The organism is Sneathiella sp., from assembly GCF_002694385.1.
GTDB lineage: Bacteria > Pseudomonadota > Alphaproteobacteria > Sneathiellales > Sneathiellaceae > Sneathiella.
Map to the genome: position 1 here is coordinate 181221 of NZ_NZMB01000016.1, position 15886 is coordinate 197106.

The following is a 15886-nucleotide window of genomic DNA, read 5'->3' on the forward strand; positions in this document are numbered from 1 at the left end:
CACTTATCAATCTTACGCCGAGCGAAAAAAAATCGCTACACAACTTCCGTAAAACATCCCTCTTTTCTAAGCACGCGGGCAAAGGCGCCTTCTTCCTGAATGGAAAAAACAAGAATTGGAATACCATTTTCCCGAGCGAGAGAAATCGCCGCCGCATCCATAACCTTCAGATCCTTCGACAGCACATCAAGATGGCTGAGCGTCTGATAACGCGTCGCGTCCTGATGCGCGCGCGGATCCTTATCATAGACGCCGTCCACATTGGTGCCTTTAAGAAGCGCATCGCACTTCATTTCCGCTGCCCGCAGGGCCGCCGCCGTATCCGTCGTGAAATAGGGATTGCCGGTTCCGGCAGCAAAGATTACGATCCGCCCCTTCTCCAGATGCCGTTCCGCCCGGCGACGGATGTAGGGCTCGCACACCGCGGACATGGGAATCGCGGACAGGACCCGGCTATGCATCCCGAGGGCTTCAATCGCATTTTGCAATGCCAGCGAGTTCATCACCGTCGCCAGCATGCCCATATAGTCAGCGCTGGAACGATCCATCCCCTTGGCGGAGCCGGAAACACCGCGAAATATATTGCCGCCGCCCACCACAACACAGACTTCCACCCCCATGGCATGGGCATCTCCGATATCCTTGGCTATCCGGGAAACCGTGTCGACATCAATACCATATTGCTGGCTTCCCAAAAGGGCTTCCCCCGAGCATTTGAGAAGAACCCTCTTGTAGCGAGGCTTATTCGACATGTTGTTCCTCAAAACAGATACATATGGTTAAGGGCGTCGGCATGACAGCATACATAAAAAGTATGATTTGAAAAGCGGCGATGCGGCACATAAAAATATGGCGGCCCCGACCGGAGACCGCCATATCCATTCCGTGCTGGCAATGTTATTGGACCGCAGCCGCAACTTCCGCTGCAAAATCGCTTTCTTCTTTTTCGATCCCTTCGCCGACGGCGAAACGGGCCATGCCGCTGACAGTGATCGGCTTGCCGATTTCTTTAGCAACCGCTTCAATCGCCGCCTTGACGGTGTTTTCCCCGTCGATGACGAACGTCTGTTCCAGAAGGACAACATCCTTATAGAATTTGCTGAGACGGCCTTCGACCATCTTGCCGATGATTTCTTCGGGTTTGCCGGATTCGCGCGCCTGCTGCGAGAGAACCGCCCGTTCCCGATCAATGGCGGCCGGGTCGAGATCGGCAACGCTGATCGACTGCGGGCTGGTCGCGGCAATATGCATGGCAATCTGCTTGCCAAGGGTTGCCAGCTTGTCCGCATCGCCTTCGCTTTCCAGCGCGACGAGAATGCCGATCTTGCCGAGACCTTCCGTCACCGAATTATGGACATAGGACGCGACAACACCCTTCGCAACGCTGAGCTTGACAGCCCGGCGCAGCGCCATATTCTCGCCGATCGTCGCGATCGCGTCGGTCAGCTTCTGTTCAACCGTCGTGGAGCCACCGGGGAAAGGGCTTGCCTTGATCGCGTCAAGGTCGTCGCCTTTTTCAGCAGCGACGGCTGCAATGCCGCTCACCAGCTTCTGGAAATCCTCATTCCGGCCAACAAAGTCAGTTTCGGCATTTACCTCAACCACCGCGCCGGTCGTGCCGCTGGCAACAACCGCGACAAGGCCTTCGGCGGCCACGCGGCCGGATTTCTTCGCCGCTGTCGCCAGCCCCTTGGTACGGAGCCAGTCAACGGCCGCTTCCATATCACCGTTGGTCTCTGTCAGGGCCTTCTTACAATCCATCATACCGGCACCGCTGACGGTGCGCAGTTCTTTTACAAGTCCCGCTGTAATCGCAGTCATAGCTTATCCTCACATTTCATTTCTTAAACGGGAAAGCGCCCCGGCTTTCGCCTTTATATGGGGGCGCTTCGCTCAGATTTAAGACGCTGACGCGCCGGCGCCTTCACCCTCGGCGTCAGATGCGGCTTCCGGGGCCGCTTCGGCGCCCTCTTCTGCCGGCAGATCCTCTTCAAGGGACGGAGCCTCAGAGGCGCCAAGATCCGTTCCCTGGCTCGCCATTTCCATGGAGAGGCCGTCAATCACCGCCTGCTTGAACAGGTCGCAATAAAGGCTGATGGCACGGAGCGCATCATCATTGCCCGGCACCGGGAAGGCAATCCCATCAGGATCGGAGTTGCTGTCGAGGATGGCGACAACCGGAATGCCCAGCTTGTTCGCTTCCTGAACCGCCAGCTCTTCCTTATTGGTGTCGATGACGACGATAATGTTCGGCAGACCGCCCATATCCTTGATGCCGCCCAGAGCCCGTTCCAGCTTGTCACGCTGACGGGTCATTTTAAGAACTTCCTTCTTCGTCAGCCCCGTATGTTCTCCGGAAAGCTGCTCTTCAAGTTTGCGGAGCTGTTTGATGGATTCGGAGACGGTCTTCCAGTTGGTCAGCATACCACCGAGCCAGCGATGGTTGACGTAGAACTGCGCGCACTGCTTGGCGCTTTCCGCCACGACATCGGAAGCCTGACGCTTCGTGCCGACGAAGAGAACGCGGCCGCCGCCAGCGACTGTATCACGCACAGCCTTCAGCGCCTGATGAAGCATCGGCACGGTCTGCTGCAGATCGAGAATGTGGATTTTGTTCCGTGCGCCGAAAATATATGGACCCATTTTCGGGTTCCAGCGACGGGACTGATGACCAAAGTGAACGCCTGCTTCAAGCAGTTGACGCATAGTAAAAGTCGGCAGAGTCATTTCTGCAATCTCCTTTTCCGGTTGAACCTCCGCAGGCTGCGGTCCGCCGGACAATCCGCCGAACACCGGAAGGCAGGGACCAACTCAGCCACTGCCCAAAGCCCGCGTGTGAAATTTACAGTGCGGTTCATATGCCGCGCCGCGGCTTGTTGCAAGAGAAAAATGTCGAAATACGCAGATTTCAGCGTATTGGCGGCCGTTGCCCCGTCAATTCTCTGTAATTTCCGCTAAATGTCATGAACATCAATGATACCCGGCGTCGATTTCAATGCCTGCCGCACTTCTGGGGTGATATTGACCTGGTCGGAAAGGTCAAATTCGATCTCCCTGCCCTCTGCCTCCAGATTGAGGACAAGTGCGACACGCCCCCGGCCATGCCCCCCCTGTTTCAGGATTGCCGCAATGTCACCGAGGGAGCGATCATCGCTCGCAAACAGGCGGACCCCGTCGGCAATATTGGCCGCAAGGCTTTCCAGCCGTTGCACGCTCTGTACCGTCAGGCGCGGCTGATCGCCATCCAGATTACCGGTTACACGCAATACAAGCGATTGCCCGACAACCAGCAGATCGCGATATTTATCCAGGGTTTCAGCGAACATGGTGACTTCAAATGCGCCACTGCTGTCCGAAAGCTGGACAAAGGCAAGCGGTTTTCCCTTTTTGGTGCGCAGCTCCCGCTTACCCATGACCGTTCCGGCCAGCAGACCGGCGCTCTCGCTCACGCCAAGATTGGCAAGATAGCCTGCCGATGGCCTTACACCGGCCTTATCCAGCGTCTTATCCCAGGAATCAAGAGGATGGCCTGACAGATAAAATCCGATGGCGTCAAATTCCTGTTTGAGTTGCTCCATCGCCGTCCAGCGGCTGACGGTGGGAAGCGCAGGGCGCGGCGCGGCGCCCTCTGCTCCTCCCCCAAACAGGTTAACCTGGCCGGAGCCGCGCTCCTCTTCCGCCTGCTGAGCATGCCGCAGCAGCGTCTCAATGGCGGCAAAGACTTGTGCACGATGATCGAGAAGATCATCGAACGCACCGGCGCGAACCAGATTTTCGGCCTGTCGCTTATTCATATGCCGTGGGTTGAGGCGACCCGCAAAATCAAACAGATCGCTGTAAGGCCCCTTCTCTTCCCGTTCCCGCACAATGCCGGCCATAGCTTCCCGCCCGACATTCTTGATTGCCGAGAGGGCATAACGCACGGCGCCCTGATCCCCCTCAAACTCCACGGAGAACTCCACCTCCGAATTATTCAGGCAGGGTGGAAGAACAGGGATTTTCATCCGCTCCAGATCCTGACGGAAGATATTCAGCTTGTCCGTATTGTTCATATCGAGACTCATGGACGCCGCCATGAATTCCACCGGATAGTTCGCCTTCAGCCAGGCCGTATGATAGGAGACGAGCGCATAGGCGGCGGCATGGGATTTGTTAAAACCGTAGTTTGCGAATTTCGCCACCAGTTCGAAGATATGCGTTGCATCCTTCTTCGCAATTCCCTTCTGCTTCGCCCCCTCCGCGAAGATGGCGCGTTGCTGATCCATCTCAGATTTGATTTTCTTGCCCATGGCCCGGCGCAGGAGATCAGCGTCTCCCAGGCTGTAACCCGCCAGCGTCCGGGCAATTTCCATCACCTGCTCCTGATAGATGATGACGCCGTAGGTTTCCTCCAGCACGGGTTTCAGCTTGGGATGCAGGTAATCCGGCTCCTCCTCCCCATGCTTGCGGCGGATGTAGGTCGGGATATTTTCCATCGGACCGGGGCGATACAGCGCCACGATAGCGATAATATCCTCGAAAGCGTCGGGGCGCATTTTCCGAAGCATGTCCCGCATGCCCGAACTTTCAAGCTGGAAGATGCCGATGGTATCGCCGCTGGACAGAAGCTCAAACACGGCGGGGTCATCAAGGGGCACCTTGGCGTAGTCAACCTCGATGCCGCGGCGGGCCAGCAGCATTTTTGCCCGGTCCAGCACCGTCAGGGTCTTCAGGCCGAGAAAGTCAAACTTTACCAGTCCCGCTGTCTCCGCATATTTCATGGAAAACTGCGTGACGGGCATATCAGAGCGCGGATCGCGGTAGAGCGGGACCAGTTCATCAAGCGGCCGATCGCCAATCACGACCCCCGCCGCATGGGTGGACGCGTGACGATATAACCCCTCAAGCTGCAGCGCGATCTCCAGCAAGCGGGCGACATCGGTATCATTGGCCCGCTCCTCGCGCAGGCGCGGCTCCATCTCCAGCGCCTGTTGCAAGGTGACGGGGTTGGCCGGGTTGGCGGGGATCATCTTGCTGATCCGATCCACCTGCCCATAGGGCATCTGCAGCACGCGGCCCACATCGCGCACCGCCGCCTTGGCCTGCAATTTACCAAAGGTGATGATCTGCGCCACCTGGTCATGCCCGTATTTATCCTGCACATAGCGGATGACGCGCTCACGCTTGTCCTGACAGAAGTCGATATCAAAGTCCGGCATGGAAACACGCTCGGGGTTCAAAAAGCGCTCAAACAGCAAGCCAAAACGGATGGGATCGAGATCGGTGATGGTCAGCGCCCAGGCCACCAGCGATCCAGCACCAGAACCACGGCCTGGTCCGACCGGAACGTTATGCTCCTTCGACCATTGGATGAAATCGGAAACGATCAGGAAATATCCCGGAAAACCCATCTGATTGATGACGCCGATCTCATACGTCAGCCGTTCGGTATATTCCTGCCGCGCCGTCGCCTTCTCTTCCTCGCTCATGCCCGCATGCAGGACTTCTTCTGACAGCCGGACTTCAAGACCCTTTGTGGCCATGGCGGCCAGCGCGCCGGCCTCGTCCCGCCCCTCGGCCGACGAAAAGGCGGGCAGGATTGGATCACGCTGTTCCGCCGCTACCGCGCAGCGCTCTGCAATCACCAGTGTATTGTCGATGGCTTCCGGCAGATCAGAAAACAGCGCCACCATTTCCGCCTGTGTTTTGAAATAATGTTCCGGCGTACGCTTCGGCCGGTCCTGATCGCCGACATATTTCCCCGCCGCAATACAGAGGAGCGCATCATGCGCCTCATACATATCGCGATTGGCAAAGAACACCTCGTTGGTCGCCACCAGCGGAATATCCAGATCATAGGCCAGCTTCAAGAAGCCAGGCTCGGTCCGTTTTTCGAGAACAAGCCCATGACGCTGAATTTCCATATACAGACGATCCTGGAAAATCTCCCGCAGCATCCGGGTATATTTCTCCGCCGCCTCATATTGATCACCCGCTAAAAGGCGGCCAATCGGTCCTTCCGCCCCGCCGGTGAGGCAGATGACCCCTTCTGCGCAAGCGGCCAGCGAGGAGAGCGACACCTGCGCCGTTTCCCCCGCATCCGTCTTCAGGAATGCCTCTGATGTCAATTTCAGAAGGTTGCCATACCCCACCTCATTCTGCGCCAGCACAACAAGCGGGTCTGGCTCTGGACGGCGGCCACTGCGATCAACATCTTTCTCTCGCGATATGGCGATCTGACAACCGATGAGCGGCTGCACTCCCCCATCCATCAGGGCAAGGGAAAATTCCAGCGCCCCGAACATATTGTTGGTATCTGTGATCCCCGCCGCCGGCATCCGATCTGCCTGGCAGAGCTTCAGAATATCCTTTACCGATACCGCCCCTTCCGACAGAGAATAGGCGGAATGCACCCGCAGGTGAACGAAACGCGGACCTTGTTGCGGGTTCTTCAACGGCGGATCTCCCATCAGTGATTTCAGCCGTCCCACTATTGCATGCCCTCCTCAAAAGGTCAGGTCTTGACAACCCCGCAAAGCTATTTTTCTTGTGGATAACTCCCTTCTTTTACCAACACGTTCTTGCATGGCCCCAAAAGCAAGGTCAGCCTGCAAGGCCCGCGACAATATCCGCCCAGAACACCATCATCCCGAGCGCGCCTGCAAAGGCCGCGCATTCAAAACCGCTTTTAATAATCCGCTCGACATCCATATCTGTTCTCCTTTTGTTTCTTTGGAGAATGTTCCTTTTTTGTTCTTTTGTCAAATAAAATATTTATCCATTGCCCTGCTGGAAAGCCATACCGAAAAAAGATCATAACCAACTGCTTTAAAATGTTTTTATTGGCGTGCGCTTTCAAAATCCCTGCCCCAGAGCCCGGCAGCGGATCAGGAGGATGGCATCAACTGCGATAAGAAAAGTGCAAGGGAAGACGCTCATGCGCATTCCCCCAACACTCGAAAATAAATGATATTATTCAAAATCTTCAGTCAAAAAACGACGACCCCGCCCCGTCAACTTTTTGCCATAAGCTTATTAAATTCTTCATAAGTCGGCGATTTCCAGCTTGTACTTATCGGATTAAGCGGCGATGCGGCGCCCACATGCTCGGGGTAAAAGCTCGGCAACGGATAGTCCATCGGCAATCTGTTCAGCGACTTTTTAGCTTTGAACCTTTCATTCAGTTCAACAGACCAGCTCGGAATCCAGAAATAGTTTTCCAGCGCCTGCTCATCAACAACAGTCTGTTTCTGAACTATCCCCCCTCCATCAGTAGGAATGAAATCATCTACGACATAAGTTTTGACCGGAGTTTCCTTCTCTTGCATCTTCATATTCAAAAGCCCGGACACGGAAATCACCTGTTGCTGTTCTTTCCACCCATTGCCTTTTGCCGAGAAAGACAACCGCTTGCCATTCAAATATTTCAGTTTTGCCGCAGGGTCACTAAACACCGAGAAAAGAGCATTCAAACGATTGATAAACATCTTTGTATCAGATGTTTCTTTCGCATTCTTTGCCCAGAGATCGGTTGTCACCTCAGCCAAGATTTTCTCCAATTCTTCCGGATTTTCAAGAATACAGATATTAGCCGATGGCGTGCCGCCATATTTAAGTGAATTTGCAATGCGCGAATCCAGCTTCTTGGCCGTTATTGAGAGCGGATCCTTTGAATCCGTGAGCAACTCCCGGATTACAAGATTGCCTTCCGCATCATTACCGATCAACAAGGTGATGAAAAGTGGCGCTTCCCCCAACACATAGGGAAATTGCAGATTGACAACCAGGCTTTCCGAAGGTTTGACCAAATTGAGGAGGTAGCTGTCAATCTTTGCACATAAAAGTTCGAAGTTGCTGCTCATAAAATCGGAATTTTGCGCGAAAATATACTCAAACGCAGGAAATATCCGAAAGGCGTCAACGATCCTGGACGTACGAGACGGAACCTCGCTGTTGCCGCTTGTCAGCGTCAGAAACTCTGCCAGCTTTTTCCGATACCCGATGTCATCATCAGCCTGCTTGAGAGCAAGCAGATCTTTCAGATACTGGGAGACTGTCTTCGTCGGGATGAAATGCTCCCCATTCACCAAACAGGCGATGTAGTTCTGTTCCGCCTCCGGGCTATTCAGAAAAAACATGACAAATTCGATATCCGTAAAGGACGGCAACGTTACATCGGCCTTTTCGATCTTTTGAACATAGTCTTCCAACTTCTCCGGCTGTATCCCTTTTCCCGGATCACCATCGACAAAAAAGCCTTTATAATAATCTTCTTTTTCTTTCTCAGGCAGATACATCACATTTTTGACAAACGCCGCCGAATACATATTGGCAATGTCATCAACTGTCGCATTGCGGTTTTTCAGATAGCTATAGAATAATTCATCTGTTCCCAAATTCAGGAAGTTATCCAGACCTATCTTGCAGATGCTTGTTATCAGTTTATCTGGAGTCCATTGCCGATCTTTCTTAGAGAATTGAAAACTGGCAAAGCATATACCGTTTCTCTCCATGATACTTTGCATTATGTTTTTAGGATAATCTTTATAAATTACAGGTACTTGATCCAGTTTGTTAAGGCCGAAAAGACGGGTCAGATCATCATTTTTCTGGATCGCCCTACTATCCGTCTCAAAATAAATATTCTTGTCATACTCCCACGCGCCCATAATGATCGACGGTCCGCATGACAATCCCTTATTTAAAACATACTTGTAATTTATCTCATTTGCCGTCCCGAACAAAACATTCTGGGTATAAACATGGCGCTTGCTGAACCAGATGAGGCTTGATTTCAAAAGAAATAATGAATTGCTCGGCCTTTTGAGCATACCGCCTAAATTACCGGACATAAAATAATCTCCTTAAAAATATTAAATATACTTTTAGATGATTATTTTTAATATAAATACAATTATTAATTGTATTTTAGCCGAAATTTTTATCCTATGCTATTAGTCGGCCCCTCCGAAAAACCAGAAAACAGACCAGATCAGTCGAACCATCAATTAAACTCGGTGAATAGGGATAGTTTACCCTATTCTTCGAGCAAATGATGATCCCGGACTTGGATTATACGGTCCATCCGCCGGGCGAGATCAGTGTTATGAGTTGCCACAAGGGCGGCCACCTGCTGATCACGTGTTACCTTCAGGAAATAGCTGAAAACCATTTCCGCCGTCTGCTCATCAAGATTGCCGGTCGGCTCATCCGCCAGCAGGAGCTGCGGATTATTGGCAAGCGCCCGGGCAATCGCAACGCGTTGCTGTTCTCCTCCCGACAATTTTGCCGGGCGATGAGATAACCGTTCTGACAGACCCATGCTGCCAAGCAGATCACGCGCCCGCGTGCGCGCCGCCGCCTTACCCTTGCCTGCGATCAGCAGCGGCATCATGACATTTTCAAGCGCGGAAAATTCCGGCAGCAGATGATGAAACTGATAAACAAAGCCGATCCGGTCGCGCCGCACTTCTGTGCGCTTGCCATCCCGGGCGCGGCTGCAATCAAGCCCGCCGATACGCACGGTACCGCTGCTTGGCGGCTCCAGCAGCCCGGCAATATGCAGCAATGTCGATTTACCGGACCCAGATGGGCCCAGCAGAGCAACAATTTCACCGGGTCGGAGTTCGAGGTCGACATCTTCAAGAACTGTCAGCTTTCCCTGCCCCTGCGAGAAGATACGGCTTACCTTTTCAAGCTGCAGGACGGCGTCACTCATAACGCAATGCCTCCACCGGGTCGAGGCGCGCGGCCCGCCAGGATGGATAGATCGTCGCCAGCAGCGAAAGGGCCAACGCCATGATCACGACGACCGTCACCTCGGTTGCATCAATTTTCGCTGGCAAATGGGACAAAAAGTAGATTTCTGCCGAAAACAGCTCCGCTCCCGTCAGACCTTCAATCGCCCCTTTGATCCGATCAATATTGGCGCAGAAACCGAGACCAAGAAGGAACCCAAACAATGTGCCGATCACGCCGATACTGGCCCCGGAAATAAAGAAGATGCGCATGATCATACCCCGCGTCGCCCCCATGGTGCGCAGGATGGCAATACTCCGCCCCTTGTCTTTAACCAGCATGATAAGGCTGGAAATAATATTGAAGGCCGCGACCAGAATAATCAGCGTGAGGATCAGGAACATGACATTCCGTTCCACCTGCAAGGCATTGAAAAAGCTCGCTCTTGACTGTTGCCAGTCATAAATGAAGGCGCGGATATCGACAGCCTGGATAATCTCACGGCGAATTTTGAGGGCCTGTTCCGGATCTTCGGCGAAGACTTCAAGAGCCGTTACCCCTTCACCGGTGCGGAAATAGTTCTGCGCCGCCGCCAGCGACATATAGATATAACCGCTGTCATATTCATACATTCCTGTATCGAACTGCGCGGCCACCTCATAGGTTTTGACCCTTGGCATGGTGCCGAACGCCGTTGGCGTCCCATTGGCGGAGATCAGCTTGACCTTGTCACCGGCCTGAACGCCCAGCGTCCGGGCCAGACGGTAGCCAAGGACAATACTGTCGTTATCGCCAAAGCGATCAAGTGATCCGTCAATCAGGTTGGTGGAAATTACGTCAAGCGCGGCAATATCTTCGGGCGTAATTCCCCGCACGAGCGCGCCGCTTGCCTCCTTGCCGGATGCCATGACCTGCCCCTCGACAAGGGGAGTTACCCGCACAACTTCAGGAATCTCCGCAAGGCGTAGGGCAAGGCGATTGTAATCATTGATATTTTCCTCTGCCGGTGCGCGCACTTCATAGTGACCGTTGAGGCCGAGGATACGATCCAGCAGCTCAGCGCGAAACCCGTTCATCACCGACATGACGATGATCAGGGTCGCCACCCCAAGCCCGATACCGAGAAAGGAGAAAATGGCAATAACGGAAATAAACCCCTCCTGCCGCCGGGCGCGAAGGTAGCGGAGCGCCATCATCCATTCGAAACGGGAAAACACTAGGCTTTGCCTGTCAGCAGGTTGAGCGCGGCATCGACGGAAAGTTCCTGCTTGTCGCCGGTTGCCCGGTTCTTCACCTCCACCATCCCAGAGGCAACACCACGCGGACCAATCACCGCCTGCCAGGGCAACCCGATCAGGTCCATCTTGGCAAATTTCTCGCCGCCCCGCCCGGCCGTATCGTCATACAACACCTCTATACCCGCGGCGCTCAGCTTGCCGTAAAAATCATCACATGCCGCATCGCAAGGCCCGTCGCCGGACTTGAGGTTGATCAGTCCGACCTTGAATGGCGCCACATTCTCCGGCCAGACAATCCCGTTTTCATCATGGCTCGCCTCGATAATACCACCGACAAGGCGGGAAACACCAATGCCGTAGGAGCCCATGGAAACGGTCACATCCTTGCCATCCGGACCTGTGACAACCGCATCGAAGGGCTGCGAATATTTATCGCCGAAATGGAAAATATGGCCGACCTCGATGCCGCGGCGGGAAACAAGATCGCCTTCCGGCACATCGCACTTCGCCGGATCATGCATATCATCGGCCGCCGCATAAAAGCTTGTCCACTCATCCACAACCGCCTGTAATTCTTCCGCCGTGTAGCTGTCCTTCTCCGGCGTTTTGAGGCCCAATAGATCCTTGTGATAGAACACTTCGCTCTCCCCCGTATCGGCAAGAACGATGAATTCATGGGAAAGGTCTCCGCCAATGGGTCCCGTATCGGCGCGCAGCGGGATTGCCTGCAGGCCAAGACGCGCAAAAGTCTTGAGATAGGCAACGAACATATTGTTGTAAGCCGTTCGGGCACCTTCATAATCCAAATCAAAGGAATAGGCGTCCTTCATCAGAAATTCGCGGCCGCGCATGATGCCGAAACGTGGTCGCACCTCATCCCGGAATTTCCACTGGATATGGTAGAGGTTAAGCGGCAAGTTCTTGTAGCTTTTCACATGGGAACGGAAAATATCCGTCACCTGCTCTTCATTCGTCGGTCCATAGAGCATATCTCTCTCATGTCGGTCAGTGATACGCAGCATTTCCTTGCCGTAATCATCATAGCGCCCAGACTTTCGCCACAGATCTGCAGGCTGAATGGTCGGCATCAGGATTTCAAGCGCGCCCGCACGGTTCTGTTCTTCACGGACGATCTGTTCAATGTTCTTGAGCACACGATGGCCAAGTGGCAGCCAGCTGTAAATCCCGGCGGAGGATTGCTGGATCATGCCCGCCCGCAGCATCAACCGGTGGGAAACGATCTGCGCCTCCTTCGGATCTTCCTTCAGGGTCGGGAGAAAAAAACGGGATAGACGCATGGGGCCTCGGCTCATAACAGGGAAAAATTCTGTCCCAGACTTTTACCGGGATTCACAGAGATTGCAAGGTTTCACCTAAGGGTAGCGCGTACGACATTCAAGGGCGATGGCATTCAGCGCCGGATCAGCAAGTTCCTGGCCATTAAAAAACATCCTTCCGGAGGCAATATCATATTCAATTGCCCCGACACGCACCTCTGCATTTTTAAGTTTTGGATTATAATTTTTTAGCAAATCCTTGAACGGTAATGATAAATCTATAAAAATCCGCTCCGGAATGCGGATTGTTGTCGCTTCCAGATCAGCCGGAGCGACGGCACGCCCATGAACATCTTTCCCTTCCTGATAGATGACATCCTGTGCCGCAATATATTTTGTTATCCGGTCGCAGTCACTGCGGGAGACGGTCAGGCGGATATCTTCCGCCCGGCCGTCCGGGATTATGATGAGAGCGAGACATATCGCGACAAGAGAACGAATAATCATCTCTCAGCCGTTCTGGAAATAGGCCCGGAAATCAAAGAGATCAAGATCAACAACTGTCCAGATAATAATGAAAACCAGGCAGGTGATCAGGGTTGTGATGGCAAATTTTGTCCAGATCCTGGGATGAACCGGCGCACTTTCCACCGTGCCGGGCTCTATTTCACCTTCCTGCTCCCCTTGCGGCCGAACGCCCCAAGGCAACACCATGAACAGGACGACCATCCAGGTAATACAGAAAATGACAATACTGCCGACTATCGACATAAGAACCGCCTATACCTGTTCAAGTTCAACCAGGGTTCCGTTAAAATCCTTCGGATGCAGGAATAGTACCGGTTTCTTATGAGCGCCGATCTTCGGCTCCCCATCGCCGAGAATCTTGGCCCCCTGCGATTTCAAATGATCGCGCGCCGCAATGATATCATCGACCTCATAGCAGACATGGTGCATGCCCCCGGATTTATTTTTCGCCAGAAATCCGGCAATGGGCGAATCTTCCCCAAGCGGGTGCAGCAGCTCGATCTTTGTATTGTCGAGTTCGACGAAAACCACGGTTACGCCATGGTCCGGCTCGGCCTGCGGCGGGCTGACCTTGGCCCCCAGGGTGTCCCGATAGACAGCTGTCGCCGCTTCCAGATCCGGCACTGCAATCGCGACATGGTTTAAACGTCCAATCATCTTCCACCTTCCTTATTCTTCTTCAAATCTGATGACATATATATCGGTTATGGGACGCCGACCGGCAAGTCTCCTGAAAACACGGCGAACGGCATTATACGCTGTTTCCTCGACCTTCTGATCGTCCATCTTTTCCTTACGTGTCAATTGGTTATGACTGTTTGTTATCTGGTCCGCAAGCTCCTGCTGCAAATCGGGGAACAGACTTTCATCCACAACACCGCGTATCCGGATAATCGGCTTCTCTGTTATCTGGCCCTTTTCATTGACAATGACAACCCCATTTACCGTGCCATTATAGACCAGCCGACGCCGCGTCGAAAGAAATTCGCCGTCAAGCGGCGTCAATCCGCCCGCATCCACCGCCAGCCGTCCCGATGGTACCGTCGCAACGATTTCCGCTGCGCCCGGGGCAAGTCGCAGGATATTGCCATTTGTAATTTCAATGGCCTGTGGAACGCCAAGGGATAGGGCCAGTTCGCAATGGGCGCGAATATGACGCGCCTCTCCATGTACGGGAATGGCAATCTCCGGCTTCACGATACGATACATATCGGTCAGTTCTTCTCGTGCCGGATGACCGGAAACATGAACAAATTCATCAGCTTCTGTGATGACGTTGATGCTGTTCTCTGTTAGCTGGTTATGCAGCGCATAGAGCGGCTTCTCATTACCCGGTATAACCTTTGATGAGAAAATCACCGTATCACCCGGCGACAGCTCGATATGCGCATGCTCGCTGCGGGCGATGCGGGCCATGGCGCCGCGTGGCTCTCCTTGCGATCCGGTACAAAGCAGAAGCAGCTTGTCACGCGGAATGTGTCCCGCATCCCTTTCATCAATAAAGGATGGCAAGTCATTGAGATAACCAGCTCTTTTTGCGGCTTCCGTCATCCGGTATAGCGACCGACCCACAAGGACGACATGCCGGTCATTCCGTTCGGCAACCTTGGCGATGGTCTTGAGCCGTGCAATATTGGAGGCAAAAGTGGTAACTGCGACCCGCCCCGACGGAATACCCTTCAACAGGGCATCAAGGCTGTCCTGCACCGCAAGTTCGGAGCCGGAGACCCCTTCCTTGAAGACATTAGTGGAATCGCAAACCATGGCGAGAACACCGACTTCGGAGATTTTCTCCATCTTGGCAAGATTGCTGGCCGGCCCCACCACCGGATCGGGGTCCAGTTTCCAGTCACCGCTGTGCAATACCCGGCCATAAGGCGTGGTGATCATCAGCGCCTGCATTTCCGGAATACTGTGGGTGAGATCAACGAAATCGATGTCAAACTCCCCCAGGGCCATGGACCCGCCGGGCGCGATGACATTCACCTCGACATCTTCCTCAAGCCCTTCTTCCGCCAGCTTGAGGGCAAGAATTTCCGCCGTGAACGGGCTTGTATAAACCGGGCAACGGAATTGCGGCCAAAGCCGCGCCACCGCGCCCACATGATCCTCATGCGCATGGGTGACGATGATACCGAGAAGATCCTCCCGCCGATCCGCAATCCAGCTCGGATCCGGCACGATCACATCGATGCCCGGCGCCCGGTCATCGGCGAAGGAAATGCCGCAGTCAATCATCAACCATTTACCGTTACAGCAATAAAGATTGAGATTCATGCCGATTTCTCCGCTGCCGCCGAGCGGAAGAAAATAAAGGCCTTGCTTCACTATGCGGTCCGGATCCGTCATGCCGCTGTCTGCTTGTTCTTCCAGAAAATCTCAACCAATCCGGCGAGCGTAAGATCGGGATCCACATGATCGATCACATCGGTCCCCTTGTCAAAGAGGGCCGCAAGTCCTCCCGTAGCGATGACCTTTAATTCCTCGCCATATTCCGCGCGGATGCGGGCGATCAGCCCCTCTATCATCGCAATATATCCCCAGTAAATACCGGACTGCATACATTCCAGCGTGTTCTTGCCAATGACCCGCCCGGGGCGAGCAACGGCAATCCGCGGCAGTTTTGCCGCCGCCCGGTGCAGCGCATCCAGGCTGAGATTGACGCCGGGCGCGATCACACCACCGATATAATTCCCCTCCGCATTCACCACGTCGAGGGTTGTGCCTGTGCCGAAATCGACAATAATCAGTGGGCCGCCATAACGGACATGCGCCGCGACTGCATCGACCAGCCGGTCCGCACCCGCCTCCGCCGGAGTATCAATCAGCGGCTTCATCCCAAGATCAATGCCTTCCTCGCCAATCACCATCGGATGGACATTGAAATAGCGGCGGCAAAACCCTTTGATATTGAACAGGGCTTCGGGCACCACGGTGGCAACGATCACATCTGTAATATCGGCAAGCTTGAGGTTATCCAGCGCCATTGCCTGACTGAGCCAAACGCCATATTCCTCCGCCGTGCGCGAGGCCGAGGTGGCGATCCGCCATTCCTTGACCATATCCCGCCCGTTAAAAGCCGCACAGGTAATATTGGTATTGCCAACGTCGACTGTCAGTAGCATG

The 15886-nt window shown here is 53.9% G+C and carries 12 protein-coding genes and 1 pseudogene; all 13 read right to left on the reverse strand.

The genetic code is table 11. The annotated features are described in order from the left end of the window. Positions 1-35: 35 nt before the first annotated feature. Positions 36-752, reverse strand: coding sequence for a UMP kinase (pyrH, locus tag CMN55_RS11095; RefSeq protein ID WP_293949872.1), 717 nt, complete (start codon positions 750-752; stop codon positions 36-38). Positions 753-897: 145 nt separating this feature from the next. Next, positions 898-1821 carry a translation elongation factor Ts gene (gene tsf, locus CMN55_RS11100; RefSeq protein WP_293949873.1) on the reverse strand — a complete coding sequence of 308 codons (924 nt, stop codon included), beginning with the start codon at positions 1819-1821 and terminating at the stop codon, positions 898-900. Positions 1822-1899: 78 nt separating this feature from the next. Next, entirely contained in the window at positions 1900-2727 is an 828-nt protein-coding gene (rpsB, locus tag CMN55_RS11105) for a 30S ribosomal protein S2 (protein ID WP_366932033.1), read from the reverse strand. 227 nt (positions 2728-2954) lie between these two features. Next, on the reverse strand, positions 2955-6449 hold the full coding sequence (gene dnaE, locus CMN55_RS11110) for a DNA polymerase III subunit alpha (RefSeq protein WP_459253661.1): 3495 nt from the start codon (positions 6447-6449) through the stop codon (positions 2955-2957). A 543-nt stretch (positions 6450-6992) separates the two neighbouring features. Beyond that, on the reverse strand, positions 6993-8831 hold the full coding sequence (locus CMN55_RS11115) for a hypothetical protein (RefSeq protein ID WP_293949875.1): 1839 nt from the start codon (positions 8829-8831) through the stop codon (positions 6993-6995). A gap of 320 nt (positions 8832-9151) precedes the next feature. After that, positions 9152-9697 (reverse strand): annotated as a pseudogene (locus CMN55_RS11120) (ABC transporter ATP-binding protein); the annotation flags it as partial. Further along, complete coding sequence (locus CMN55_RS11125) at positions 9690-10913, reverse strand: lipoprotein-releasing ABC transporter permease subunit (RefSeq protein ID WP_366932038.1); 1224 nt, start codon at positions 10911-10913, stop codon at positions 9690-9692. The pseudogene CMN55_RS11120 and the gene CMN55_RS11125, both read right to left, overlap by 8 nt. Before the next feature lie 20 nt (positions 10914-10933). Continuing rightward, entirely contained in the window at positions 10934-12253 is a 1320-nt protein-coding gene (gene proS, locus CMN55_RS11130; RefSeq protein WP_293949878.1) for a proline--tRNA ligase, read from the reverse strand. Between the two features lie 75 nt (positions 12254-12328). Then, complete coding sequence (locus CMN55_RS11135) at positions 12329-12739, reverse strand: hypothetical protein (protein ID WP_293949879.1); 411 nt, start codon at positions 12737-12739, stop codon at positions 12329-12331. A 3-nt stretch (positions 12740-12742) separates the two neighbouring features. Beyond that, positions 12743-13003 carry a DUF1467 family protein gene (locus CMN55_RS11140; RefSeq protein ID WP_293949880.1) on the reverse strand — a complete coding sequence of 87 codons (261 nt, stop codon included), beginning with the start codon at positions 13001-13003 and terminating at the stop codon, positions 12743-12745. A 9-nt stretch (positions 13004-13012) separates the two neighbouring features. Beyond that, complete coding sequence (gene mce / locus CMN55_RS11145) at positions 13013-13417, reverse strand: methylmalonyl-CoA epimerase (RefSeq protein ID WP_293949881.1); 405 nt, start codon at positions 13415-13417, stop codon at positions 13013-13015. A 12-nt stretch (positions 13418-13429) separates the two neighbouring features. After that, positions 13430-15109, reverse strand: coding sequence for a ribonuclease J (locus CMN55_RS11150; RefSeq protein ID WP_293949882.1), 1680 nt, complete (start codon positions 15107-15109; stop codon positions 13430-13432). Then, entirely contained in the window at positions 15106-15885 is a 780-nt protein-coding gene (locus tag CMN55_RS11155; protein WP_293949883.1) for a type III pantothenate kinase, read from the reverse strand. Before CMN55_RS11155 ends, CMN55_RS11150 begins: the two co-directional genes overlap by 4 nt. Position 15886: the final 1 nt, after the last annotated feature.